General features: G+C 54.5%; 27 protein-coding genes and 1 pseudogene. 20 read left to right on the top strand and 8 right to left on the bottom strand.

What is annotated here, in order from left to right; translation table 11 throughout:
• The first annotated feature begins 35 nt into the window (after nucleotides 1–35).
• From urtB to eamA, 7 genes and pseudogenes are all read left to right on the top strand, one after another.
• On the top strand, nucleotides 36–1,601 hold the full coding sequence (gene urtB, locus E2L00_RS02960; RefSeq protein WP_167606748.1) for an urea ABC transporter permease subunit UrtB: 1,566 nt from the start codon (nucleotides 36–38) through the stop codon (nucleotides 1,599–1,601).
• Nucleotides 1,601–2,674, top strand: coding sequence for an urea ABC transporter permease subunit UrtC (gene urtC / locus E2L00_RS02955; protein WP_167606745.1), 1,074 nt, complete (start codon nucleotides 1,601–1,603; stop codon nucleotides 2,672–2,674). The genes urtB and urtC overlap by 1 nt, the downstream gene beginning before the upstream one ends.
• Nucleotides 2,674–3,471 (top strand): urea ABC transporter ATP-binding protein UrtD, encoded by a 798-nt coding sequence (urtD, locus tag E2L00_RS02950; protein ID WP_167606742.1) that lies wholly within the window; start codon nucleotides 2,674–2,676, stop codon nucleotides 3,469–3,471. Before urtC ends, urtD begins: the two co-directional genes overlap by 1 nt.
• 184 nt (nucleotides 3,472–3,655) lie before the next feature.
• Nucleotides 3,656–4,354 (top strand): urea ABC transporter ATP-binding subunit UrtE, encoded by a 699-nt coding sequence (gene urtE / locus E2L00_RS02945; RefSeq protein ID WP_167606739.1) that lies wholly within the window; start codon nucleotides 3,656–3,658, stop codon nucleotides 4,352–4,354.
• 48 nt (nucleotides 4,355–4,402) lie between these two features.
• Nucleotides 4,403–5,152 (top strand): annotated as a pseudogene (locus E2L00_RS21520) (GNAT family N-acetyltransferase); the annotation flags it as partial.
• A gap of 33 nt (nucleotides 5,153–5,185) precedes the next feature.
• Nucleotides 5,186–5,632: a GNAT family N-acetyltransferase gene (locus E2L00_RS21515; RefSeq protein WP_338031889.1), complete on the top strand. Its 447-nt coding sequence runs from the start codon at nucleotides 5,186–5,188 to the stop codon at nucleotides 5,630–5,632.
• Nucleotides 5,633–5,911: 279 nt separating this feature from the next.
• Nucleotides 5,912–6,805, top strand: a complete 894-nt coding sequence (gene eamA / locus E2L00_RS02935; RefSeq protein WP_167606733.1) for an O-acetylserine/cysteine exporter — start codon at nucleotides 5,912–5,914, stop codon at nucleotides 6,803–6,805.
• A gap of 38 nt (nucleotides 6,806–6,843) precedes the next feature.
• Here the strand turns inward: eamA and marB are convergent, their stop codons facing one another.
• Genes marB through marR form a run of 3 tightly spaced genes read right to left on the bottom strand, consistent with a single transcriptional unit; the run spans nucleotide 6,844 to nucleotide 7,931 of the window.
• A complete protein-coding gene (marB, locus tag E2L00_RS02930) occupies nucleotides 6,844–7,050 on the bottom strand; it encodes a multiple antibiotic resistance regulatory protein MarB (RefSeq protein ID WP_167606730.1) in 207 nt (68 codons plus the stop codon).
• Between the two features lie 51 nt (nucleotides 7,051–7,101).
• Entirely contained in the window at nucleotides 7,102–7,476 is a 375-nt protein-coding gene (gene marA / locus E2L00_RS02925) for an MDR efflux pump AcrAB transcriptional activator MarA (protein WP_167606727.1), read from the bottom strand.
• Between the two features lie 20 nt (nucleotides 7,477–7,496).
• Nucleotides 7,497–7,931, bottom strand: a complete 435-nt coding sequence (marR, locus tag E2L00_RS02920) for a multiple antibiotic resistance transcriptional regulator MarR (RefSeq protein WP_167607542.1) — start codon at nucleotides 7,929–7,931, stop codon at nucleotides 7,497–7,499.
• Nucleotides 7,932–8,151: 220 nt separating this feature from the next.
• Here marR and E2L00_RS02915 point away from each other — a divergent pair, with 220 nt between their 5' ends.
• Entirely contained in the window at nucleotides 8,152–8,820 is a 669-nt protein-coding gene (locus E2L00_RS02915; protein ID WP_167606724.1) for a MarC family NAAT transporter, read from the top strand.
• Between the two features lie 9 nt (nucleotides 8,821–8,829).
• Nucleotides 8,830–9,069 (top strand): DUF2164 domain-containing protein, encoded by a 240-nt coding sequence (locus E2L00_RS02910; protein ID WP_167606721.1) that lies wholly within the window; start codon nucleotides 8,830–8,832, stop codon nucleotides 9,067–9,069.
• Between the two features lie 296 nt (nucleotides 9,070–9,365).
• Here E2L00_RS02910 and E2L00_RS02905 read toward each other — a convergent pair whose 3' ends face one another.
• Entirely contained in the window at nucleotides 9,366–10,562 is a 1,197-nt protein-coding gene (locus E2L00_RS02905) for a sugar transporter (RefSeq protein ID WP_167606718.1), read from the bottom strand.
• A gap of 200 nt (nucleotides 10,563–10,762) precedes the next feature.
• On the opposite strand from E2L00_RS02905, the gene E2L00_RS02900 reads away from it, so the two are divergent.
• The gene (locus E2L00_RS02900) at nucleotides 10,763–11,554 is read left to right on the top strand and encodes a PhzF family phenazine biosynthesis protein (RefSeq protein WP_167606715.1); all 792 of its coding nucleotides are present in this window, start codon (nucleotides 10,763–10,765) and stop codon (nucleotides 11,552–11,554) included.
• Between the two features lie 114 nt (nucleotides 11,555–11,668).
• Nucleotides 11,669–12,142: a GNAT family N-acetyltransferase gene (locus tag E2L00_RS02895; RefSeq protein ID WP_167606713.1), complete on the top strand. Its 474-nt coding sequence runs from the start codon at nucleotides 11,669–11,671 to the stop codon at nucleotides 12,140–12,142.
• A gap of 7 nt (nucleotides 12,143–12,149) precedes the next feature.
• Here E2L00_RS02895 and ptrR read toward each other — a convergent pair whose 3' ends face one another.
• The gene (gene ptrR, locus E2L00_RS02890; RefSeq protein ID WP_167606710.1) at nucleotides 12,150–13,031 is read right to left on the bottom strand and encodes a putrescine utilization regulator PtrR; all 882 of its coding nucleotides are present in this window, start codon (nucleotides 13,029–13,031) and stop codon (nucleotides 12,150–12,152) included.
• 102 nt (nucleotides 13,032–13,133) lie between these two features.
• Between ptrR and E2L00_RS02885 the strand changes: the two genes are divergently transcribed.
• From E2L00_RS02885 to E2L00_RS02845, 9 genes are all read left to right on the top strand, one after another.
• A complete protein-coding gene (locus E2L00_RS02885) occupies nucleotides 13,134–14,525 on the top strand; it encodes an aldehyde dehydrogenase family protein (protein ID WP_167606708.1) in 1,392 nt (463 codons plus the stop codon).
• A 99-nt stretch (nucleotides 14,526–14,624) separates the two neighbouring features.
• The gene (locus tag E2L00_RS02880) at nucleotides 14,625–16,247 is read left to right on the top strand and encodes a methyl-accepting chemotaxis protein (protein WP_167606706.1); all 1,623 of its coding nucleotides are present in this window, start codon (nucleotides 14,625–14,627) and stop codon (nucleotides 16,245–16,247) included.
• Nucleotides 16,248–16,352: 105 nt separating this feature from the next.
• Nucleotides 16,353–16,859, top strand: coding sequence for a DUF1003 domain-containing protein (locus E2L00_RS02875; protein ID WP_167606704.1), 507 nt, complete (start codon nucleotides 16,353–16,355; stop codon nucleotides 16,857–16,859).
• Between the two features lie 275 nt (nucleotides 16,860–17,134).
• A complete protein-coding gene (locus E2L00_RS02870) occupies nucleotides 17,135–17,914 on the top strand; it encodes an IclR family transcriptional regulator (protein WP_167606701.1) in 780 nt (259 codons plus the stop codon).
• A 22-nt stretch (nucleotides 17,915–17,936) separates the two neighbouring features.
• A complete protein-coding gene (rhmD, locus tag E2L00_RS02865) occupies nucleotides 17,937–19,142 on the top strand; it encodes an L-rhamnonate dehydratase (RefSeq protein ID WP_167606699.1) in 1,206 nt (401 codons plus the stop codon).
• Nucleotides 19,143–19,228: 86 nt separating this feature from the next.
• Nucleotides 19,229–20,515, top strand: a complete 1,287-nt coding sequence (locus E2L00_RS02860; protein ID WP_167606696.1) for an MFS transporter — start codon at nucleotides 19,229–19,231, stop codon at nucleotides 20,513–20,515.
• 15 nt (nucleotides 20,516–20,530) lie between these two features.
• Complete coding sequence (yfaU, locus tag E2L00_RS02855) at nucleotides 20,531–21,334, top strand: 2-keto-3-deoxy-L-rhamnonate aldolase (RefSeq protein ID WP_167606694.1); 804 nt, start codon at nucleotides 20,531–20,533, stop codon at nucleotides 21,332–21,334.
• A 119-nt stretch (nucleotides 21,335–21,453) separates the two neighbouring features.
• Nucleotides 21,454–21,978 carry a GNAT family N-acetyltransferase gene (locus E2L00_RS02850; protein ID WP_167606692.1) on the top strand — a complete coding sequence of 175 codons (525 nt, stop codon included), beginning with the start codon at nucleotides 21,454–21,456 and terminating at the stop codon, nucleotides 21,976–21,978.
• A 180-nt stretch (nucleotides 21,979–22,158) separates the two neighbouring features.
• Nucleotides 22,159–23,094: a zinc-dependent alcohol dehydrogenase family protein gene (locus E2L00_RS02845; RefSeq protein WP_167606689.1), complete on the top strand. Its 936-nt coding sequence runs from the start codon at nucleotides 22,159–22,161 to the stop codon at nucleotides 23,092–23,094.
• A 42-nt stretch (nucleotides 23,095–23,136) separates the two neighbouring features.
• On the opposite strand, the gene dsbG is transcribed toward E2L00_RS02845, so the two are convergent.
• From dsbG to E2L00_RS02830, 3 genes are all read right to left on the bottom strand, one after another.
• A complete protein-coding gene (gene dsbG / locus E2L00_RS02840; RefSeq protein WP_167606688.1) occupies nucleotides 23,137–23,904 on the bottom strand; it encodes a thiol:disulfide interchange protein DsbG in 768 nt (255 codons plus the stop codon).
• Between the two features lie 18 nt (nucleotides 23,905–23,922).
• Nucleotides 23,923–24,897, bottom strand: a complete 975-nt coding sequence (locus tag E2L00_RS02835; protein ID WP_167606686.1) for an MDR family oxidoreductase — start codon at nucleotides 24,895–24,897, stop codon at nucleotides 23,923–23,925.
• 126 nt (nucleotides 24,898–25,023) lie between these two features.
• The gene (locus E2L00_RS02830) at nucleotides 25,024–25,560 is read right to left on the bottom strand and encodes a TetR/AcrR family transcriptional regulator (RefSeq protein ID WP_420808825.1); all 537 of its coding nucleotides are present in this window, start codon (nucleotides 25,558–25,560) and stop codon (nucleotides 25,024–25,026) included.
• Nucleotides 25,561–25,628: the final 68 nt, after the last annotated feature.

Below are 25,628 nucleotides of genomic sequence, written 5' to 3'. Positions count from 1 at the left end.
CAGGGGAAGGGGAAACCAACTTTAAGGAGACGTCCATGAAGCTCATAAAATGGCTGCTGATCGTAGCCTGGCTACTGCCGTGTTTCGCTCGCGCCGGAGAGGCCGAAGTTTTTGCGGCGGCGAACCGAGTGGAGCAGGCGAAGCTGCTGCAAAGCTGGGCGGCAGCACCTGACGTGGCCCGCCTCCCGTTGCTCAACGCGCTTACTCAGGAAAACCTGGTCACCGATGAGCAACATCACGCGTTCGCGCAAACAGAGACAAAGCTTACTCCGCTTGGCGAAGCCAGAGAGCCGGTCGGTGAGGTAAAAAAACTTCGCCTCACTAACCGTCTGCGTATTCTGACGGGTAGCGCGCTGGCAAGCCATCGCCTTTTAAGTGACAACGTCACAATTCGCTTACTGGCAGCAAAAGCCTTACAGCATGACGCCGCACCTCAGATGCTTCCTGTTATTTCTCAGAGGATTAAATCTGAACAGGACGATAAAGTGCGCACGGTTCTTAAGGACGCTCTGGCTCGTCTCCAGCTTGCAAGCCCGGACAGGAAAGTGCGTCTTAGCGCCGTCGAACTTCTTGGGCATTCCGCCGATCCGGATACCCAGGCGCTGCTGAAACCGCTGGCAGATGCGCAAAACGAACCTGACGTGCAGGTACGCGAGGCGGCAGGCGAAGGACTGCAAAAAATCCGCCACCGGCTGATGCTGGGCGACATCCTCGGCCAGGCGTTTATGGGGCTTTCTTTAGGATCGATTCTGTTACTCGCCGCGCTTGGCCTGGCGATCACCTATGGTTTGCTGGGCGTTATCAATATGGCGCACGGCGAAATGCTAATGCTCGGTGCTTACTCCGCGTGGCTGGTGCAGACCGCTTTTCAACAATATGCCCCGGCCTGGTTAACCTTTTATCCGCTTGTTGCCCTGCCGGTAGCCTTTGCTGTCACCGCGGGTATCGGCATGGCGCTTGAACGCACGGTTATTCGCCATCTTTATGGCCGACCGCTGGAAACGCTGCTGGCAACCTGGGGCATTAGCCTGATGCTTATCCAGATTGTGCGTATGGTGTTTGGCGCACAAAACATGGAAGTAGCTAACCCCGCGTGGCTTTCCGGCGGCGTGCAGGTACTGCCGAATCTTATCCTGCCGTGGAACCGGCTGGTAGTGCTGGGTTTTGTGATGCTGGTGCTGCTGTTTACCTGGCTGCTGCTGAACAAAACGCGTCTGGGCATGAACGTGCGGGCCGTTACGCAAAACCGTGCGATGGCGGCCTGCTGCGGCGTGCCAACCGGGCGCGTGGATATGCTGGCGTTTGGCCTCGGCTCCGGCATTGCTGGCCTGGGCGGCGTGGCGCTCTCGCAGCTCGGGAACGTTGGCCCGGAGCTTGGTCAGGGCTACATCATCGATTCGTTCCTGGTGGTGGTTCTTGGCGGTGTGGGCCAGCTTGCCGGCAGCGTGGCCGCCGCGTTTGGGCTGGGCATCTTCAACAAAATACTGGAGCCGCAAATCGGCGCGGTGCTGGGCAAAATCTTAATCCTTGTGACGATTATTCTGTTTATTCAGAAGCGTCCGCAGGGCCTGTTTGCGCTGAAAGGGAGGATCGTTGACTGATGAGCCAGCCGCTGACGTTAACCCTTACCCGCAAAGCGCCACGTTTGAGCGCGGCGCTGGGTACTTTATTGCTTGTTGTGATGCTGACGCTACCGTTTTTGACGCTGCTGCCAGCCGGTCATCCCTGGGCTTTGTCCACCTACACGCTGACGCTGGTCGGCAAAATACTTTGCTACGCGACCGTCGCCGTGGCGCTGGATTTGGTGTGGGGGTATGCGGGGCTGCTCTCCCTCGGACACGGCATTTTCTTTGCCCTGGGCGGTTACGCGATGGGCATGTATCTGATGCGTCAGGCCGCAGGGGACGGGCTACCGGAATTTATGTCTTTCCTTTCCTGGAGCGAATTACCCTGGTTCTGGTGGGGCACGCAGCATTTTGCCTGGGCAATGGCGCTGGTTGTGCTGGTGCCGGGGCTGCTGGCGCTGGTGTTTGGTTTTTTTGCCTTCCGCTCAAAGATCAAAGGCGTCTATTTCTCGATTATGACCCAGGCATTGACCTACGCCGGCATGCTGCTGTTTTTCCGTAACGAAACCGGCTTTGGCGGCAATAACGGCTTTACCGGATTTACCACCGTTCTGGGCGTATCCATCACGGCAACGAGTACGCGTATCGGGCTATTTATCGCCACCGTTTTACTCCTGCTAGCCAGCCTTGCCGTTGGTTTTGCACTTGCGCGCAGTAAGTTTGGCCGCGTGCTAACCGCCGTGCGCGATGCTGAAAACCGTCTCGTGTTCTGCGGCTACGATCCGCGTGGTTTCAAATTGCTAGTCTGGACATTATCTGCCGTGCTTTGCGGGCTGGCGGGCGCGCTTTATGTCCCGCAGGTAGGGATTATTAATCCAGGTGAAATGTCGCCGACCAACTCTATTGAAGCCGCCATTTGGGTCGCGCTTGGCGGACGCGGCACGTTGATCGGCCCAATCCTCGGCGCCGGTCTTGTGAACGGTGCAAAAAGCTATTTCACCATGGCCGTACCGGAATACTGGCAGCTTTTCCTTGGTCTGATTTTTATTATCGTGACGCTGTTCCTGCCGCGCGGCGTGATTGGCCTGCTGCGCAAAGGAGAGAAATAATGCAACCTGGCGAACCGCTGTTTACCCGTCAACACCTGACCGATAAATATCGCGACCGGACCGATCCGGTATTGATGCTTGAAAATATCAACGTCAGTTTCGATGGCTTTAAAGCGCTGACGGATCTTTCACTCAATATCGGCGTGGGGGAGTTGCGCTGCGTGATTGGCCCGAACGGCGCGGGTAAAACCACGCTGATGGACGTAATTACAGGAAAAACCACACCGCAAACCGGCAGGGCGTTTTACGATCAGTCCACGGATTTGCTGCGCCTGGCGCCAGCCGATATCGCCCGTAAGGGCATAGGGCGAAAATTCCAGAAGCCTACCGTTTTTGAGGCGCTGACGGTGTTTGAAAATCTTGAAATTGCACAAAAGGCGGATAAATCGGTATGGGCGAGCCTGCGGGCCAAACTTAATGCTGAGCAACGCGACCGCATCGATGAAATGCTTATCACATTGCGCCTTGGCGCGGAACGCCATCGGCAGGCTGGACTGTTGTCGCACGGGCAAAAACAGTTTCTGGAAATAGGTATGTTGCTGGTGCAGGAGCCGCATTTACTGCTGCTGGATGAACCAGCGGCAGGCATGACCGATGCGGAAACCGAATACACCGCCGAACTGTTCCGCACGCTTGCGGGCAAGCACTCCCTGATGGTGGTGGAGCACGATATGGGTTTTGTGGAAACCATCGCCGATCGCGTTACGGTGCTGCATCAGGGCCAGGTGCTGGCGGAAGGTTCGCTGCGGGAAGTGCAGGCTAACGAGCAGGTTATTGAAGTCTATCTGGGACGTTAAAATTTTACCCTCACCCCGGCCCTCTCCCTGAAAGGCAGAGGGGGGAAAACGGGCCGTATTCTCCTCATCTTCTGGGAAAGGAGGAAAAATGGTCCAGCTCCCTTTTACCCCAGGGACGAGAGAAACGGTTCAATTCTCTCTTTCCTTTGGGGAGAGGGCAAGCGCAAGCGAAGGAGAAAACCACATGCTACAGGTCCACGAACTAAACCAATATTACGGCGGCAGCCATATCCTGCGCGGCGTCTCGTTTGAAGCCAGGATTGGCGAGATTACCTGCCTGCTGGGACGTAACGGCGTTGGGAAAAGCACGCTGCTGAAATGCCTGATGGGGCTTATTCCGGCGAAGTCCGGCAGCGTAAGCTGGCAGCAGGACAATATCACCACGCGTAAACCGCACCAGCGCGTGCGGGCCGGAATAGCCTATGTGCCGCAAGGAAGAGAGATTTTTCCACGTCTCACCGTTGAAGAAAATCTACTGATGGGGCTTGCGCGTTTTGCAGGCCGTGACGCAAAACAGGTGCCGGAAGAGATTTATCAGCTTTTCCCGGTACTTAAAGAGATGAAGCAGCGTCGTGGCGGCGACCTTTCTGGCGGGCAGCAGCAGCAGCTGGCAATTGGCCGCGCGCTGGCGTGCAGGCCGCAGCTCTTAATTCTGGACGAGCCCACCGAAGGCATTCAGCCTTCGGTGATTAAAGAGATCGGTCAGGTTATTAAGCAGCTGGCCGCAAAAGGCGACATGGCGATTTTGCTGGTCGAACAATTCTATGATTTTGCCGCTGAGCTGGCGGACAGCTATCTGGTAATGTCACGCGGATCGATTATTCAGCGGGGAGCCGGAGAAAACATGGAATCGGATGGGGTTCGGGGACTGGTGGCGATTTAATGGCTGCGCAAAAATATCGGTGCCCCGGACTTTTAGCCGCCTCAATTAATGGCCTATAGTAAGGCACTTATTCTTTATCCCTCCCGGAGATCGGCTTTGACTGGTACAACAAATGAATATCTGCAGCCGACCGGCGCCGCTTTATCTGGCTGGCAGCCTCGTCCGCATCCTCAGCGCGTGGTGCTCGCAGGACGTTATTGTCGCCTTGAACCGCTGGCGCCACCGACACACACGAAAACGCTATGGGAAGCCTGGAGCAAAGCAGAAGACGGCCGCGACTGGACATATATGAGCGTGGGACCCTTCGCCCGCGAGCAACAGTTTGCTGAATTTGTGGCTAGCGCTGCCGCAAGTACGGATCCTTTGCACTTTGCGGTAATCGACCAGCAAACAAATTGCGCGACGGGCACGCTTTCGCTGATGCGCATCGACCCGGCGAACGGCGTGGCAGAAGTGGGATTTGTCGCTTTTGCGCCCGAACTCAAACGCACCGTACAGGCAACGGAGGCGCACTATTTGCTGATGAAGTATGCCTTTGATGAGCTGGGCTATCGTCGCTATGAATGGAAATGCGACAGCCTGAACGGGCCGTCGCGGCATGCCGCTTTGCGGCTTGGGTTCCGCTTTGAAGGCATTTTTCGTCAGGCCGCGGTTTATAAAGGCCGGACCCGTGATACCGCCTGGTTTTCTGTCATCGACAGCGAATGGCCGTTGCTGAAAGCCGCTTTCGAAGCCTGGCTTTGCGACGAGAACCAGCCGCAGGGTAAACAGAGGCAAAGCCTGTCCAGCCTGCGTGAAAAACTGGCTGCCGATAACAACGGTCGTAAAATTATGCTTAGCGTTCGCCCGCTGGTTAAGAGCGATTATTCCGCATGGCTTGCGCTGTGGCAGGGTTATCTGACGTTTTACGATACTCAGCTTAGTGACGCATTAAACCTGCTGACATGGCAGCGCATGCTGTCGGAGGATGAACCGATGTACGCGCTGGGCGCATTCGACGAGCAGCAAAAATTGCTCGGCATTGTGCACATGATTTATCACCGTGGCACCTGGTCATCCGGCGATCGTTGCTATCTGGAAGATCTGTTCACTACGCCACAAGCGCGAGGACAAGGCGTTGGCCGGGCGCTGATTGAAGGTGTTTACCAGCATGCAGAAGCGAAGGGCGCTTCGCGGGTTTACTGGCATACCCATGAGACCAACGCTACCGCGCAAATGCTTTACGACAAGCTCGCGGATAAGCCCGGCTTTATTCAGTATCGTAAGAACCTTGCATAATCAGGGGCGGGTTATTCACCCGCCAGGCACCACCTGCGGTTTTACCGCCCTACTTTTTATTATTGTTTTACATACGTCAGCGCGATGGCGATCGTCAGCACAATAACCAGCATCGAAGGCGTTTACCGGCAATATCACTCCTCGCCAACAGGGCATACTTGTCACAAGAGCACCGGGCGGCACATCTGTATGGCTGCACTTTTCTGCGATCTGTATCTATTAATGTGGCTGTTTTAAGCTTAAGTTTTAACAAATTTATACAATATGACCGGGGCGGGTATGACACGTAAAGATGGACTGCTGGCGATGCTGGTAGTCGTGGTGTGGGGAGTTAATTTTGTAGTGATTAAGATGGGGCTGCACAATATGCCGCCCTTGCTGCTGGCAGGGCTGCGCTTTTTACTGGTAGCGTTCCCCGCGCTGTTATTTGTCGCACGCCCCAAAATCCCGTTTCGCTTATTAGCAGCCTATGCCCTGACGATAAGTTTTGGGCAGTTCGCCTTTTTATTCAGCGCGATTAAATTTGGAATGCCCGCCGGGCTTGCCTCTCTGGTGTTACAGGCACAGGCGTTCTTCACGATTATTCTCGGCGTTTTTGTTTTCCAGGAAAGGTTGCAGACGAAGCAAATCGCCGGCATCGCGCTGGCCGTCGTTGGCGTGTTAATCCTGATAGAAGGCAGTCTTGGCGGAGAGCACGTGGCATTACTGGGCTTTATGCTGACGCTGGCCGCGGCGTTTAGCTGGGCGTGCGGCAATATCTTTAATAAAAAAATCATGCAGCTTGCGGCTCGTCCGCCGGTTATGTCGCTGGTGGTATGGAGCGCGCTTATTCCGGTGGTTCCGTTCTTTATTGCGAGCCTGCTGATGGATGGCCCGGCTTTAATGCTGCAAAGCCTGGCGGCAATCGATCTCACCACTATTTTGTCGCTGGTTTACCTGGCTTTTGTCGCCACCATCATCGGTTACGGCATCTGGGGCAGTTTGCTTGGGCGTTACGAAACCTGGCGTGTGGCGCCGCTTTCGTTACTCGTACCGGTAGTCGGCATGGCCAGCGCCGCGTTGCTGCTCGACGAAAGGTTAAGCACCACACAACTGGTTGGTGCGGCGCTGATCATGGCCGGTTTGTATATCAACGTATTCGGGCTGCGGATGCGTAAGGCGGTAGTCAGTTAGCCTGTCGGGTAAGTATTGACGCTACCCGACACGGATAATTACTCGTTACCGTGGTAATAGGGCGCGCCCAGTTGCTCTGACTTATCACCCATGTTGTGGCTGCTGCCACCCTGGCTGTCAGAAGGAGGGATGATCATCCCACCGTGGTTGGCCTGGGTGGCGCTGAAGTTGCCCGGTTGTTCCGCCCATACGTTGCCCGATGCCAGAGCCAGAAGCACGACAGCTGCGGAGACAAAGCGTTTCATGAATTCCTCGTTTACGTCCGTTTGCACAGACGGTTATGCTGCAATTATTGCTTAATGATTGAGCGGGTGGAGATACTTCCCGTCGCCGGTCAGATGCGTAACGCGATATTTATGCGGCGGCACGGAGAAGTAATTTTTGAACGTGCGGGTAAGCGTCTGCTGCGACTCAAACCCATAACGTTCAGCTAAATAGAGAATCGGCTCGTTGCTGTCTTTCAGCTTCAGAGCAATCTCGGTCAGTTTGCGATTGCGGATGTACTGGCCTAATGAATGACCGGTTTCTTTTTTGAACATCCGTTGCAGGTGCCACTTTGAGTAGCCAGAACGCTGGGAAACCTTCTCAAGCGAGAGCGGGGTTTCCAGGTTCTCTTCTATCCAGTCCAAAATGCTGTGTACTGTTATCGCATCGTTGTTGCGTCTGGACATCGTCTCACCTCTTTTCAGGTTTACGGCAATACCTTTTTTAGCAGGTGATAAAGCACATCGACTTCATCTGCCGTCAGGTTTTTTGTCAGTTCTTGGTGCAGATCTTGCCCCACAAGGCTATAGCACTCCTTGCACAACCGTTTCCCCTCAGGCGTAAGCCTGACCAGAACACCGCGTTTATCATTTGGGTTCGGCAAGCGCTCAATCCACCCTTTGCAAAGCAAACGATCGAGCATGCGGGTAAGTGCGCCGAGGTCTACCGACAGCACTTTTTTCAGCTCCACCGGCGTAATACACGCTTCGCAATAGATAGAACAGAGCACCTTAAATTGCGTCGACGTGATGTCCAGCGGTGAAAGATAGTTGTTGAGCAGGCGGTCCTTATGTTGGTTAACCAAGTGAATCAGCCGCCCTAACGGGATCATTTCGTTAAACAGATCGCTTGTGCTTTTCACTATAGTTGCCCAGGCAAGTAGATTAATCACGCGAGATATTATTTCTCGAGCAAGTATAAGTCAACGTGATGATTCGGCAGCGGGCGCAGGATGCCACGAATAGCTAAAACGGTTCAGTTGATAGCTAAGAACCGGTGTCGGAACGCAACATTTAAGAAAAGTTAATGTTTTTGATGCGTATACTTGGCTGGCTTGTTGACTCTGAAACCAGGACATAAAAATGATGGATTTAATAAAGGCCATTGGGCTTGGGCTGGTAGTTTTACTGCCGCTGGCAAACCCGCTGACCACGGTTGCGCTGTTCCTTGGCCTTGCCGGAAATATGAACAGTAAAGCCCGCAACCGCACGGCTCTGATAGCCTCCATGAATGTATTTATCATCATGATGGTGGCGTATTATGCAGGCCAGGTGGTAATGAATACCTTCGGGATTTCGATACCGGGGCTGCGTATTGCCGGGGGGCTGATCGTTGGCTTAATCGGCTTCCGTATGCTGTTCCCCCAGCACAAAGCGCATGTTTCTCCCGAGTCGAAGATCAAATCGGAAGAGCTAAGCGAAGAGCCAGAAGCGAACATTGCATTTGTGCCCCTGGCAATGCCAAGCACCGCAGGTCCGGGGACAATTGCGATGATCATCAGCTCCGCCTCCACGCTCAAACACGGCGTGGATTTTCCTTCCTGGGTTGTACTGGTGGCACCGCCGCTGATTTTTGGGCTGGTCAGCGTGATTCTGTGGGGCAGTTTGCGCAGTTCCGGAGCCATTATGCGGCTTGTTGGTAAAAGCGGGATCGAAGCTATTTCGCGCCTGATGGGGTTCCTGCTGGTGTGTATGGGCGTGCAGTTCATTATTAATGGCGTGGTGGAAATTATTACGGAATGGCCAAACTAAGGATACGCAATGAAAAACGTAAAGCTACCTGACGAGGAATACCAGAGCGTTGTTGCCCACATCGTCGATTATATGGAAGACAAGCACGACCTCCAGCTGGGGCAGTTTGAAGCCGAGTTCTTGCTGGATGAACTGGTTAAGAAAATTGCGCCGCTTTTTTATAATCAAGGGCTTAATAAGGCAATTGACGTTATTCAAAACAACGTGCTGACGCTCGAAGAGCTGCTGGATTTGGAAAAGGAGGTCTGAGCCGTAAGCCGTTGCGGACAGCACCGACCCTGGCCGCAGATCCATGGTTTACAGTGGTCATCCCGCCAGCACGGAGCCTTAGCGATGCTGCTTTTTGGCGACAGGATAAAAGAAGGGCTACCTGAGGTTATCACTGAAGCGGAAGGAATGCCTGAGATGGCATCACTGACGGGCATCAGCGAAGAAGAGGCCGGCCGGTTGGGTGTGGTGCTTCCTGCACCGGGCGGGGCAACTTTCACTCTCGTAGCGAATGAAAGTTGCGGAACGGGTAAGCCGTGTGCCATCCCGCCAGGGCATTAACCGTGGTGCGGCTGCTCTTCAAGCGCCACTGGCCAGCGGCGGAAAATCAGCACCGACCAGATTAACGCTGCCAGCGCCGGGACCGCGCCCACCAGGCCAATGCTGGACATAGAAAAATGCAGGCTGATCTGATTTCCCAGCAGCGCTCCGGCACCAATCCCGATATTGAAAATCCCTGAGAAGAGCGACATCGCCACGTCCGTGGCATCCGGCGCCAGCGCCAGCACTTTTACCTGCATGCCAAGCCCGATCACCATCATTGCGATACCCCAGAACATGCTCAGCACGGTCAGATTAACGTTGCTGGTGGAAGCGGGCAGCAGCAGCGCAAGGCACAGCACCAGCAGCGCTATCGCCCCGCTAATCAGCGACGAAGCATATTTATTACCCAGTTTGCCGAACAGAATGCTGCCGAGAATACCGGTCCCGCCCAATATCAGCAGCAGAAGCGTCGCAAAGTTGGCGCTCAGGCCGGCAACGTTCTGCACAAAGGGTTCGATGTAGCTATACGCGGTGTAGTGCGCTGTTACAACCACCGCTGTCAGCACATAGATGCTTACTAACGCCGGGCGGCGGAACAGTTCCGGCACGCTGCTAAGCGAACCGGAATGTTCGCTTGGCAGCTTCGGCAACAGTTTCATCAGGCAGAACAGCGTCATAGCCGCCACAACGCCAATCGCAAAGAAGGTGGTGCGCCAGCCAAAATATTGCCCAACGATCCGGCCCAGCGGTAACCCTAATACCATCGCCAGCGCGGTGCCGGTTGCAAGCAGGCTTAGCGCCTGCGCTTTTTTACCCGCCGGAGCCATACGAATAGCCAGCGATGCCGTGATCGACCAGAAAATAGCGTGGGCAAAGGCGATGCCGATGCGGCTGATGACCAGCACGGTAAAGTTCCAGGCGAGGAATGAAAGCACGTGGCTGCCGATAAATAACAGGAAGATGCCGATTAACAATCTGCGGCGCTCTACCTGGCTTGTCAGCAGCATAAACGGCAGCGACAGTAATGCCACGACCCAGGCGTAGATGGTGAGCATGATGCCAACCTGCGCCGTTTCCATGCCGAAGCTGCCTGCAATATCCGACAGCAGCCCGACAGGCACAAATTCCGTGGTGTTAAAGATAAATGCCGCGACGGCAAGAGTAACGACCCGCAGCCACGCTGTACGGCGTGGGACCGTGCTTAGTGTCATAAAATAGTTTCGCGTTGTTTAAGAGACAAGGAAGAGAAGGCGATCATAAAACCATCAATCGGGCCACACAACCAATTTTGTGATTTAGATCGCATTTTTTTGTACTGCTGTGAGCGCATAAAAAAATGAATGCGCAAGCCCGGTCTCTCATGGCATGTTAGACGTCATGCGGTCACCCATTACAACATAAGGTTTATGCTATGCAACCAGTTGACTTTTATATGGTAGATGCCTTCGCGGATACCACTTTTGGCGGCAATGCTGCGGCTGTATGTCCGCTCACGGAATGGCTGCCGGACAGCATCTTACTGAAGATGGCCAAACAGCATAACCAGTCGGAAACGGCTTTCTTTGTCACCACGGACGAGGGATTTGAGCTGCGCTGGTTCACCACCCAGGGTGAAATTAATTTGTGCGGCCATGCGACTCTCGCCGCCGCGCACGTTATCTTCGAGTATTTCGATTATCCCGAAGCGACGATTCATTTCTCCACCCGTTTTGTCGGCCCGCTTAGCGTTACCCGCAACGGCGAGTGGTTAACGCTCGATTTCCCGGCGTGGGACACCGAACCGGTAATGCCGCTGCCGCTGCTGCTTGAGACGCTGGGTATCAGCGAATGCAAAGAAGTGCGCGTGGCGCGCGATTATATGGTTGTGCTGGAAACGCAACAGCAGGTTGAGGCTATCCGTGCGGATATTAACGCCATGATCCCGCTGGAAAAGATGGTCTGTATCACAGCACCTGGAGAGGGTGAATATGATTTTGTCAGCCGTTTCTTCTGTCCGGGCGAGGCGGTGCCGGAAGATCCGGTCACCGGATCGGCACACAGCATGCTTATCCCTTACTGGGCTGAAAAACTCGGCAAAACACAGCTGTTCGCCCGGCAGGTATCAGAGCGCGGCGGCGATTTACGTTGTCAGCTATCAGGCGACCGCGTGCTTATCGGCGGGAAGGCGGTGACGTATCTGATTGGCAAAGTGCTGCTGCGTTGACTCTCTTCGGCCAAACGCGACGCAGGACAGATGCTGCATAAATAAAAGCTATGACAGGTGTTATTTGTTGTGTGCTACAACGAATGACATGACAAATTTATTACGAGGCGGGAAGTGTATTCCATTAACATTGAATCCGTTTTTCAAAAAGAGGTGGAACAACTGATCGCGGCGCTGGACGCATACCAGCACGCACTCTATCCGGCGGAAAGTAATCATTGCACCGATTTAACCAGCCTGGATGGCGAGAAGTTGATTTTTATGGTGATAAGGGATCGGGCTGACGTTGCGGTGGGCTGCGGCGCGATCCTTGTTGATAGCGTTAACCGGGTCGGTGAAGTCAAACGCATCTACATTGATGAGCAACATCGCGGACAGCGCCTCGGCGAAAAACTCCTGGCGGTTCTTGAACAAGAGGCCCTTCAGCAGTCATGCCGCTTACTTCGACTGGAAACAGGGATAAAGCAACATGGCGCAATAACACTGTATCAGCGCCAGGGTTATCAGCTGGTTGAAGCCTTTGCGCCTTATAAACCAGATCCGTTAAGCCTGTTTATGGCGAAGGATCTCCCGCCGGTAAAGCTATAATCCGACATTAGTCAGCGTGCTTTGATGCGCTCCAGTCAGGTTCAAGCAAAGCCATAAACGCCTCAAGCTGGCGGGTCTTCGCGCCTTTGCGCCAGATAAGCCAGGTCTTCAGATAGCGCCAGTCGGGCGGTAACGGCCAGGCGCTCGCCTGATGGCTGCCGGGCATGCTTTCAAGCATGCTGCGCGGCATTAAAGCCAGTCCCGCTCCGGCAATAACACACGCCAGCATGCCGTGATAGGACTCCATTTCATGAATTTTCCCCGGTATCGCCTGGTCGTGATGAAACCAGCTCTCAAAATGGCGGCGGTATGAGCAGTTTGCGCGAAACGCATAAAGGTTTGCGCCGTTCACCTGCTGCGCGTGCGTTACCGGAGCGTGATCGGCAGGCGCCACAATCACCATTTCTTCTTCATACACGGCCAGGCCCTCTAACGCAGGATGTAACACCGGGCCATCGACGAAAGCGGCCGACAGCTTTCCTTCCAGTACGCCGTCAATCTGGTCGCCGGACGGGCCGGTAGAAAGCGAAAGCTGAATCTTCGGGTAGCGTTGATTAAACCGCGCCAGCACGCCGGGTATCCTGACGGCGGCGGTACTCTCCAGCGATCCCAGGACCAGCATGCCCTGCGGCTCGTTGCCGGCAACCACCATTCTTGCTTCGTCCACCAGTTCAAGGATGCGTTTGCTGTAATGCAAAAAACTGTGTCCGGCGGGGGCAAGTTTCAGGCGCTGGTTTTCACGAATAAACAGGTCGACGCCCAAATCCGCCTCAAGCTGCTTAATGCGGGTAGTGAGGTTAGAAGGCACGCGATGCACCTTCTGCGCGGCGGCGTTGATGCTGCCGGTTTCCGCTACTGCGGTGAACATTTCAAGCTGCACAAGATCCATTGTTTATTCTCATTTCGTGAATAACTGAATCACTATTATTCATTTTTCATCGGCTGGCCTCAAGCGTAAGGTAAGCGGACATTCAGACTATGGGGCGACAACATGCATTCTGTTACGGCGCAAACTCACGCGATTTCCTTAAACCCGGCAAACGGTCAACGGCTTGCTGCTTATCCTTATGTATCTGACGCTCAGCTGGATGCGGCGCTGGCTAAAAACCACGGAGCTTTTGTAGCCTGGCGGCAGGTCTCCGTAATGCAGCGAGCGCAAAAGCTCAGAGATCTGGCCGCAGCGTTGCGCGATAACGCCGAACCGATGGCGCAAATGATTACCGCTGAAATGGGCAAGCCGATTGTTCAGGCGCGGGCAGAAGTTATCAAGTCAGCCAGTCTGTGCGACTGGTACGCTGAACATGGCCCGGCGATGCTGAGCACAGAAGCTACGCAGGTAGAAGATAACAAGGCGGTGATTGAATATCGCCCGCTGGGACCGGTGCTTGCGGTAATGCCCTGGAACTTCCCGCTGTGGCAGGTGTTGCGCGGTGCGGTTCCTGTATTGCTGGCAGGTAACAGTTACGTTCTGAAGCATGCGCCGAACGTAATGGGTTGCGCTCTGCTTATCGAAGCGCTGTTTAGCAAAGCTGATTTTCCCGCGGGCTTATTTGAAGTGATAAATGTGACGCCAGCGGGCGTGAGCCGGGCGATAAAAGATCCACGCATTGCCGCTATCACCGTGACCGGCAGCGGGCGAGCGGGTGCAGCGATTGGTGCCCAGGCCGGAGCGGCGCTTAAAAAATGCGTGCTTGAGCTTGGCGGTTCCGATCCGTTTATCGTGCTGAATGACGCGGACCTTGATGAAGCTGTCAAAGCGGCAGTAGCAGGGCGCTTCCAGAATACCGGACAGGTTTGCGCGGCGGCTAAACGGTTTATCGTTGAGGACGGCATTGCCGCGGCCTTTACAGAAAGGTTTCTTGCCGCCACGCAGCAAATGCACACGGGCGATCCAACCCTTGAGGCGACCCAGCTTGGGCCAATGGCGCGTTACGATCTGCGCGATGAACTTCACGAACAAGTTACGGCGTCACTTAATGCGGGCGCTACGCTGCTGCTGGGCGGCGAAAAACTGGCCGGGGAAGGAAACTATTACGCTCCCACCGTGCTTGGCAATGTTACACCGACAATGACGGCTTTCCGTGAAGAGCTGTTCGGCCCGGTCGCGGCGATTACCGTAGCACGCGATGCGGAGCATGCGCTTGAGCTGGCAAACGACAGCGACTTTGGCCTCTCTGCCACGTTGTTTACCGCAGACCAGACGCTTGCCTGTGAGATGGCGGCCCGTCTGGAATGCGGCGGCGTATTTATCAATGGCTACAGCGCAAGCGATCCGCGCGTGGCGTTTGGCGGCGTAAAGAAAAGCGGCTTCGGGCGCGAGCTTTCTCACTTTGGCCTGCATGAGTTCTGTAACGTGCAGACTCTGTGGAAGGATCGTCGATAGCAGAAAGGTGGCGCAGGCTAAGCTGTTCACAAATCTGAAATAGTTCTGTCATTTTCGCCCGGTACACTCGGCCCATTCCTGGTGTTACTAAAGAAAATCATGAACATAAGGCAAATTTTCAGATTATGGAAGACGCCTCGCCGCTCGTTTGGATTACTGAGCGGCGCTGTCTGCGTGATAGCGCTGTTCTGCGTTTTGCAGATCATGTCGACCCTTCTGCTTTCTTCTATTTTGCATGATACCCGCCGTGATGTCCTCGCAAGCGATCGGCGGCACGAACAGCAGATGTTTATGGACAAAGCGCGCAGCTCGCTGTTGATGGCAAGCGATCTGTTAAACCGGGCGGGCATCTACTTCCTGCAGGATAAAGAAACGGGTTCCGTCGGCAGCTGGAACAGCCTGCTGGATGAGTCTCAGTCGGCGCTTAAAGCTTCTCTTGCCGATTTTAACCGCTATCAACAGCTGCGCAGTACCAACGGCCAGCAAGAGCGGCAGCACAGCGAAGCGCTGGTCAGCAGCTATCATTTATTTTTTGATGGCCTGAAAGAGCAGGCGGATGGCCTTGCGCAAAGCAACTCAATCGATGCGTTTTTTGCCGTGCCCGTTCAGGCGTTTCAAAGCGACTTTAACGATCGCTATGCCGGTTTTCAGAATGAAAATGAGCAGCAAACTCGCGATGCCAGCGGCTCGCTGCTGAGCAGCCTCAGCCATGCGCAAAATATGTTTATCGTGGCGCTGGGCGTATTGATGCTGGTGGCCTTCGCCGTCTGGCTAGCCGTGACGCGCTGGGTTATCAAACCTCTCAGAAGCGTAATTGCTCATATTGACGTTCTTGCCGCAGGCGATCTTTCATGTCTGCCGCCTGCCCGAAAACACGTGAACCGTGAGGTGAATCAGCTGAGCGGCAGCGTGGTGGCGATGCAGCAGGGATTACAGGATCTGGTTCAGGAAGTGCGTGACGCCGCAGCAACGATGGCGCTGAATATTAATCGCCTGGCGGAAGGGAATCAGATGCTCTTCAGCCAGTCGGCGCAGCAGGAACAAGAGCTACGGGGAGTAACCGGTCACATCACGGAGCTGGGTTCACGCGTCAAAGAGAACAGCGATTATGCGAAACTGGCTAATCTTCGCGTCGACGAGGCCCGTGAAATCGCCGCCGGGGGCGATCGCATGATGCACAGGGTAAACCTTTCCATGCAGGATATCGTTACGCAATCCGCCGAGATGCGCGGCATTGTAGCCATTATTGACAGCGTGGCGTTTCAGACCAACATTCTGGCGCTTAATGCCGCCATTGAAGCGGCGCACGCGGGCAACCACGGGCGAGGATTTGCGGTGGTGGCAAAAGAAGTCGGGCTGCTGGCGCAGAAGAGTAGCCGGTCCACGCATAATATTAAGACGCTTATCAATAATTCTGTGCAGGGTATTGAACAGGGTTCAAACGCGGTAACGGTGCTTGAAACCAGTTTGCAGAACGTCATCGCCGTGGTGAGTAAACTCAGCGGCCTGCTGAGCGAAATCTCTGCGGCCACGCTCAACCAGGGCGAGAGCATTCATCACGTGACGAAACGCATTGCCACGCTTAATGAGGTGGCGACCCAAACGAATCAGCTGATCCGCGCAACATCGGGTTCATCAAGGCTGCTGCGCGACGAATCTTCCCGCCTGGAAAGCGCCGTGGCACGCTTTCATCTGCCGCCAGAGCACGGTTACACCTTGTAAAACTTTATTGAGGATATTAACGGCGTGAAAGCGCCGTATTCCTACTGTTTTCGCTGTTTGTATACCAGACTTTATTCACCCTCTATTTGTTGCGAATGTACCATTATGGACAGTGAATCACGTCGTCAACTCAGCGAATTACGCAGGCAAAGCAAGCAGGAGCATGAAGAACTGCTGGCTGACCCCGCAGAATGTGAACCAGAAACTACGTTTGGGCAGCGAATGGCGGATGTGATAACAGGCGGTATTGCCACCTGGACATTTATCCTGGCGCAGTCCGCCATTATTATTGTCTGGACCACCTATAACCTGTTCTCCAGAAAATCGGGGTTCGACCCTTATCCGTTCGTTTTATTAAACCTGTTCCTGTCATTCCAGGCGGCCTATACCGCGCCGGCGATTATGATGAGCCAAAAAAGACAGAATATGAACGACAGCCGCAGGGCTGAGATAGAGTCCAACGTTAACGTTAAAACCGATCTTGAGCTTTATGCGCTGCATGAAAAAATCGATATGATGAAGGATAAAGATATTGCTGAACTGAAGCACACCGTTAGTGAACTACTTGAAGAGTTGAAAAAGTTACGGCCCCCGACGACCAACAGCGCCTGACCGTTCCTCACGCCACCCCGGACCGTCTTCACCCGCCTGCGCTTGCGGAAGCTCACGCCAATTCGCAGGCGGGCACCAGGTTAAACCTTTTGTAAGCCAGCGGCTGAGTACAACCTGTTGTACTTTCCATAAAAGAAACTGCGCGTTTTATCACATTTATTCATTCTGAAAATCTTCATGAGGCGACAGAACGACGAAGTTTGACCGACTTCACATAAGCATCCTGCTCCCGCCGCCACACTTCTTTCCATCAGACGAGACTGGAGTCCAATCTAATGGAATCAACCAAAGTGCCCGCCCTGACGCGCGCCATTGAGATCATGAATTTCATTGCGTTACGGGGGCCAACCAGTGCGGCAACCCTTATCACCGAATTGGGCATCCCGAAAAGTACGCTCTACCTGCTGCTTGCCGAACTTAAAAAGCATCGTTTTGTCACGGTAGATGCTCAGGATAACTACTGTCTATGGACCAAACTGGTGGAGCTAGCAGGCCACGCGCTGAGCAAAATCGATCTACGCGATATTGCCCGCAACCGCCTTACTCAGTTGATGGAACAGACCGGACTGCTTTGCCATCTTGGTATTATTGATAACGCAAACGCCTACTACATTCTCAAAATCGAATCCTCTGCCACCATCAGCGTGCGCTCGCATGAAGGGAAGAGCCTGTCGCTTAGCCGCTCCGGCATTGGCAAATGCCTGCTGGCATGGCAGCCGTCGCCGCTGCGCGAAACTATTATCGCCGGACTGGACTACAGCCCCAGAACGCCAACGTCGATTACCACACCCGAACGTATGGTGGAAGAAATCAGCAAAATTCGCCGTCAGGGATGGAGCTACGATCGCGGAGAGGACTACGCCGATGTGCGCTGTGTTGCCGCCCCGATATTTAACGGACGCAACGATCTTAGCGCCGCGATTTCCGTAGTGGGCACCCGATTACAAATCAACGACGACAATCGCGACCTGATTGCCAGCCAGACCCTTGCCTGCGCGAAAGACATTTCCCGTTTGCTCGGCTGGCGAAGCCCTTTCGACCTGAAAGCATCATAACTATTACTGAGGAGAGCAGCCGATGACCCTACCTAAAATAAAACAAGTTCGCGCCTGGTATCTGGGCGGTGCCACGGCCGAGAAAGGCAGCGGTGGGGCCGATTACCACGATCAGGGTAATCAGCACTGGATTGATGACCATATCGCTACACCAATGAGTAAATATCAGCAGTACGAGCAGTCGCGTCAGTCTTTCGGGATTAACGTGCTGGGTACGCTGGTGGTGGAAGTTGAGGCCGATAATGGCCAGACAGGTTTTGCGGTTTCCACCGCCGGGGAAATGGGCTGCTTTATCGTTGAGAAGCACCTTAACCGCTTTATTGAAGGCAAGTGCGTCAGCGATATCAAGCTTATCCATGACCAGATGCTGGGCGCTACGCTGTATTACTCCGGCTCCGGTGGTCTGGTGATGAACACTATCTCCTGTGTCGATCTGGCGCTGTGGGATTTGTTTGGCAAGGTTGTTGGCCTGCCGGTCTACAAACTGCTTGGCGGGGCGGTGCGCAATGAGATCCAGTTCTACGCAACGGGCGCACGTCCCGACCTCGCCAAAGAAATGGGCTTTATCGGCGGGAAGATGCCGACGCACTGGGGGCCGCATGATGGCGATGCGGGGATCCGTAAAGATGCGGCAATGGTGGCGGAATACCGCGAAAAATGCGGCCCGGATTTCTGGCTAATGCTCGACTGTTGGATGAGCCAGGACGTTAACTACGCCACCAAACTTGCCCATGCCTGCGCGCCGTACAACCTGAAATGGATAGAAGAGTGTCTGCCGCCGCAGCAGTATGAAGGCTACCGCGAACTTAAGCGTAATACGCCTGCGGGAATGATGGTCACCAGCGGAGAACATCACGGCACGCTCCAGTCATTCCGCACCCTGGCGGAAACCGGCATCGATATTATGCAGCCGGACGTTGGCTGGTGTGGCGGTCTGACGACGCTTGTGGAAATTGCCGCTATCGCCAAATCGCGCGGGCAGCTTGTGGTGCCGCATGGCTCTTCTGTTTATTCCCATCACGCGGTTATCACCTTCACAAACACGCCTTTTAGCGAGTTCCTGATGACCAGCCCGGACTGTTCAACGATGCGCCCGCAGTTTGATCCGATCCTGATTGATGAGCCTGTGCCGGTTAACGGGCGCATGCATAAATCCGTGCTGGATAAACCGGGCTTTGGGGTAGAGCTGAACCGGGACCTGAATCTGAAACGACCTTATAACCATTAATCAACCGACGTCACGTTTAGCAGGCTGAAATCCTTCAGTAATTGTGACGTTGTAACCTTTTATCGGCCTCAATAAGGGTAACTGCTATGGATTCCGTTCTGCACAGTGCGGTGAAAAAAAACCGCTTACGTCTGATCCCGTTTATGCTGGCGCTGTACATTCTGGCGTTTCTCGATCGTTCGAATATCGGCTTTGCTAAAGAGACTTACCAGATTGACACCGGGCTGAGTAACGAAGCCTACGCGCTGGGCGCGGGGATATTCTTTGTGGTGTATGCCTTCCTTGGCGTTCCCGCAAATCTGCTGTTGCGTAAATGGGGGGCTCGTCGGTGGATTGGCGGCACAACATTGCTGTGGGGGCTGCTGTCTGCTGTCATGGCGTATGCGGACTCCGAGGCGAAGTTCCTTACCGTGCGCACGCTGTTAGGCGCTGCCGAAGCCGGATTCTTCCCGGGAATGATTTACCTTACCTCGCAGTGGTTCCCGCAACGCAATCGCGCCGCCGTTATGGGCCTGTTTTATATGGGCGCACCGCTGGCCTTAACGCTCGGATCGCCGCTGTCAGGGGCCTTGCTTGAAATGCACGGTTTTATGGGCAGCCCCGGCTGGTACTGGATGTTCCTTATCGAAGGCTTGCTGGCAGTAGCAGCAGGGGTCTTCACCTTCTTCTATCTCGACGATACGCCTGAGAAAGCCCGTTTTCTGACGGCCGAAGAGAAACAGGTGCTGCTGACGCAACTGGCAAGCGAAGAAAAAAAGAAAACGGCCTCTCACTTCAGGGATGCCATCAGCAATGGCCGTGTCTGGCAACTGGCAATTATCTATATGACGATTCAGATTGCAGTATACGGGCTGATTTTCTTCCTACCAACCCAGGTCGCGGAACTGATGGGAACAAAAGTGGGCTTTACCGCTTCGCTGGTCACTGCGATCCCATGGATAGCTGCGCTGTTTGGCACCTGGTACATCCCACGTTATTCCGACAGAACGGGGGATCGCCGTAACGTTGCCGCTTTGACGCTGCTTGCCGCAGGCATCGGGATCGGCGTTTCAGGTCTGGTTAGTCCAGTTCTGGCAATTATTGCGCTTTGCGTGGCGGCCATTGGTTTTATCGCCGTACAGCCTGTGTTCTGGACGATGCCCACGCAACTGCTCTCCGGCACCGCACTTGCGGCTGGTATTGGTTTTGTGAACCTGTTCGGGGCGGTTGGCGGTTTCCTTGCGCCGCTTATTCGCGTCAAAGCTGAAGCCGTTTTTGACAGCCATGCGGCAGGGTTGCTCGCGCTGGCCGGGATCGCCGTTATTGGCGCTTTGATTATCTTCACGCTGCGCGTGGCTAAGCAAACGCCGCTTACCAGCCCGCAGCGCTCATAACACATAAGGACTTCTATGAACACAATTTTATCTAATTCCTTCAGGCAAGGATTACTCAACGGTGAAGTACAGATCGGGTTATGGCTGAGCAGCACTTCTTCCTATCTGGCAGAAATTGCGGCGACGTCAGGCTATGACTGGCTGCTAATTGATGGCGAACATGCGCCCAACACCGTGCAGGATCTGTATCACCAGTTGCAGGCCATTGCGGCCTACAGCAGTCAGCCGGTTATCAGGCCGGTTGAAGGACAGAAAAGCATTATAAAACAGATGCTGGATATTGGGGCACGCACGCTGCTGATTCCGATGGTAGACACGCCGGAGCAGGCGCGTGAGATTGTCAGCGCTACGCGCTATCCGCCAACCGGGACGAGAGGGGTAGGAGCAAGCGTTGCACGTGCCGCGCGCTGGGGGCGCGTAGAGAATTATATGGCGCAGGCAAAAGACGAGCTGTGTGTGCTGATTCAGGCCGAAAGTAAACTCGCGCTGGATAATCTGGATGCGCTGCTTGAGATTGACGGTATCGACGGAATATTTATCGGACCGGCGGATTTGTCTGCGTCACTTGGTTATCCGGACAACGCGGATCATCCCGAGGTGCAACGTATTATCGAACAAAGTATTCGTCGCATCAGGGCCGCCGGAAAAGCCGCAGGCTTTCTAGCCGTGTCGCCGGAAATGGCGCGTAAGTGCATTGCGTGGGGGGCTAACTTTGTCGCGGTAGGCGTCGATACGATGCTTTATACCCAGGCGCTGGATACGCGGCTTGCCATGTTTAAAGACGCGCCTCTTACAACCGGGCAAAAAAACAGCTACTGATGGCACACACAGGCTCAGGGATGAGCCTGTTTTATAAGTATTTCCTCTGACACGCGTTATTGACGCTTTTCATCGCTTCATTCAGATTACTCAACATCTTGTGTCCAGGATTAATTAAGATGACCGATCTGCTCATTCGCGTACTGTCCTTTTCTGATATTGAATCCAGCCTTGCGGAACTTAATGAAGTGCTGATCGACTGCGTAGCAGACGGCGCATCGGTAAGCTTTATGCATCCTTTATCCATTGAGAAAGCAACTGACTTCTGGCTGGGTGTCGCCCGTGGCGTGGCAAACCGGCAACGCATGGTTCTGGTCGCGGAAGATGAACGTCAGCAGATCGTGGGCACCGTGCAGTTGATTATCGACCAGCCGGAAAACCAGCCCCATCGTGCTGACGTGGCGAAGCTGCTTGTTCACCCGCGCGCCCGCCGTCGTGGCGCCGCACAACGCCTGATGCAACAGCTTGAAAACGTCGCGCTACAGGCCGGGAAAACCGTCCTGGTTCTGGATACCGCAACCGGCAGTAGCGCCGAGTTGTTCTATCAAAACAACGGCTGGCAGCGGGCAGGCGAAATCCCTGCGTATGCGCTGATGCCAGACGGTGAGCTTTGTTCAACGACCTTTTACTACAAACACCTGTGAATTAATTGGTACAACGACTTACCTTAATCAAAACGGGGCCTTACTTTGGTAAATTGAGCTGACCAGGTTGCTGAGGATTTGCAGCTGACGCAAAGACAGGGCATGCGCAACTCGCTGGGTCGTTATTGCTAATTTTTACATGTTATAGTGCCTGTCATTCAGTTTACAGGCGCTTTATGCATGGATAATTCTGCTCTCTGGTTCCGCGAATTCGGCCAGCCCGAAGAAGTTCTGGCTCTCGAATATTCTCCTTTAGCGCCGCGCGCCGCTGGCAAACTGCGCGTGCAGATGCGTTATTCTCCCATCAATCCTTCCGATCTTATTCCCGTTACGGGCGCTTATCGTCATCGTGTGGTTCCTCCTCGCGTTGCTGGTTATGAAGGCGTCGGCGTGGTGATTGAGGCCGATAACCCAGCATTCATTGGCCAGCGAGTTTTACCTTTGCGGGGCGAGGGGACATGGCAGCGCTGGCTGGACTGCGATCCGCAATGGGCCGTGCCTGTACCCGGCTCAATTCCCGATGTGCTTGCCGCGCGCGGTTATATCAACCCGCTGGCGGCTTACGTGATGCTAAAAAAATGGCCGGTGCAGGGCAAAACGGTGTTGCTTACCGCCGCTACGTCATCCTGCGCAGGACTGCTGGCGCAATGGGCGAAGCTTCAGGGAGCGAAAGCGGTGTTTGGAGTTTATCGTTCGGACAATCAAATTGCAGCGCTCGAACAAGATGGGGTTATTGCTGTCAGCATCAACGATAAAAGGGGGATGCACTATGCCGCGCAGCAAGCTGAAATTGTCTTTGATGCCGTTGGCGGCGAGCTGGCAACTGCTCTGTTGCAGCATATGCAGCCGGGCACGGACTTTATTTCATACGGCCTGCTCAGCGGGCAGCTTTACCAGATGACGGGCGGATATATTCGCCCGCAGCGCTTCCATTTACGCGATACGCTCGCCGTCACCGCGGCAGAAGTCTGGCAGCGGTGGTTTACCGAGCTATGGGGAATGCTCGCGGTCAGCAAGCTGCCGGAAGTACGCTTGTTTCCGCTCGAAAACTGGCGCGAGGCTTTAGACGAGTTTGCCGTACCCGGCCGGCGCAGCAAACCGATGCTGGTGATGTAGCGCCCAGAGGGCGCTGTAATTGTTAACAAAGTTCCTGGTTATTTACGGTTTATCACCCATCATCGCCTGCAGGGTTTCATCGTCCGGCATCCCCTGATGTTGCTGGAGGCGGCCTTCTTTATTGAGATAATAAATAGAAGGAGTGGCGCTGCCGCCCAGCTCATCCATCAGCGCAAGGTTGTTCTTCAGCGCTTCGGTAATTTGCGGCGTGATGGTTGTCGGAGCTTTAAGCGCCATTTTCCCCAGGCTATTTTCATAATCCGCAAGGGTTTTTGCCGGATCTTCAGCCATCATGATGGCGGCGGCTTTCTGAGCGCTGTCCGGGCGCAGCATTCCTACCATCAGCACGCGTAGCTGAACTTTGCCCGACTTCAGCCAGGGCTGTGCTTTTTGCCAGAACTGCGTGCAGTACGGGCAGTAGGGATCGGCAAAGACATAAACGATGTGCGGCGCGTCTGCTTTACCGGCGGCTATCCAGTGGTTTTTCTCAAGCTTCTGCCACATCTCTTTGGCCATCGGAGCATAAACCCATTTTTCGACCTGCTCATCGCTAAGGTTCTTACCGGCCGCGTCGACCAGATTACCCATGATTGCATGTTGCTTGTCAGGGGTCAGATAGACGGTGGTGCCTTGCCCCTGGTACTGCATGGCGTAACCCTGAAGATTACCCGGCGCTTTAAATTCACCTTTCAGTTCAAAACCCTGCTTTTGCAGGGCTGCAATCGGGGCAGGGAGCGTTGCTTCCGCAGCCAGTACAGCGGTGCTGGCGGTAAGCGCGAGAGAGAAAACCCAGCCTGATACACTTTTCATTAATCGTCCTTATCTCGTTTAGCGGATTTTGACCAGCGTTCGCCCCTGGATCGCGTTGTTCAGAAATGCTTCAGCGACCTCTGGTGCTTTCTCGAGCGTAATTTCCGTTGTTGCGGCCTCATAGAAACTTTCCGGCAGCGCTTTCGCCAGGCGTTCCCATGCGGCCATGCGACGTGCAAAGGGCGCATTAACAGAGTCCACGCCCTGCAAACGAACGTTACGCAAAATAAACGGCATAACGGTGGTCGGCAATTCGAAACCGCCAGCCAGGCCACAGGCCGCCACGCAGCCGGAATAGTTTGTTTGCGCTAACAGTTTTGCCAGCACCGTGCCGCCAACCGTGTCTATGGCGCCAGCCCAGAGCTGTTTTTCCAGCGGGCGGGTTTGCGCAAAATCGCTGCGAGGGACAATGCGAGCGGCGCCGAGTGTTAACAGATAGTCATGTGTGCTTTCGCGGCCCGTGACGGCAGCAACCTGATAGCCAAGCGCATGGAGCAAAGCTACCGCCGTGCTGCCCACGCCGCCACTCGCGCCGGTTACCGCCACTTCACCCGCCTCTGGCGTAACGCCTGCTTCTTCAAGCGCCATCACGCAAAGCATGGCGGTCAGGCCTGCGGTACCGACGATCATCGCTTTACGGGCGGTTAAGCCTGCGGGAAGAGGCACCAGCCAGTCTGCTTTTACCTGCGCCTGTTCAGCCAGGCCGCCCCAGTGATTTTCCCCCACGCCCCAGCCTGTTAAAACAACCTGCTGGCCCGCGCTGAAACGCGCATCTCCGCTGCGGTTCACCACGCCTGCAAAATCAATCCCCGGCACCATCGGAAAGTTGCGGATAATTTTGCCCTTGCCCGTGATAGCAAGGGCATCTTTGTAGTTCAGCCCGGACCAGTCGATATCAACCAGCACGTCTTCAGGGCCTGCGGCAGGGAGATCGGTTTGCTTCACGCTTGCCAGGGTTTTACCTTCAGCTTCTTCGAGCACAATCGCTTTCATTATTTTTCCTCTTTAATCACAAAAGTTAGTCGGTTGCAGGGCGCGTTTGAAAAACGTCCAGAAATCATCCAGCGGTTCCGTGCTGTGGAAAAGTTTTGCGCGCATGACCGCGCCTTCCCAGCCGGTTCAGAAATTCATTGCCAGCGCCGGAGCAGAGTGAATGTCTGGTATCTCACCGCTGTTGATGGCTTCCTGCAGGCAGCGAGCGACGCGCGTTTGCCAGTCAAAAAGAATAGCTTTAAGCACTCCGGCGAACGTTTCCGGCAGCAGGGGAGATTCCTGAAGTAAATTGCCGACCAGGCAACCCCGCGTGAAGTTAAAGCGAGCCATACCAACCCCGGCGGAGCGGACAAAATCATCAATCCTTGTCAGCGCTGGCAGGTCGGCATTCAGCAGGTGCTTATCAAGTTTTTGCGCAAAGTAGTGCTGATAAGCCTCAAGCACGGCCAGGCCAAAGGCTTCTTTGTTGGTGAAGTAATGATAGAAGGAGCCTTTCGGTACGCCGACAGTTCTGACGATGCTATCAACGCCCGTAGAGAGAAAGCCGTTTTCGGTAACCATTACCACGCCTGCACGGATTAGCGCTTCGCGGGTATCCGTAAATGCTCTTTCGCTTTTCGGTGGCCGTCCCCGGCGGGGTTTTAACGCTTCAGTATCTGCCATCAAGATTTAGACCGATCGATTTTTAATTGCCATTACCCTATGCCTGTTTTAGCGATGAAGCAATAAGG

It is taken from the genome of Cedecea colo (genome assembly GCF_011808225.1).
Classification (GTDB): Bacteria; Pseudomonadota; Gammaproteobacteria; order Enterobacterales; family Enterobacteriaceae; genus Dryocola; species Dryocola colo.
Note: the sequence above shows the minus strand (reverse complement) of the source record. Positions and strands in the feature narration are given on the sequence as shown.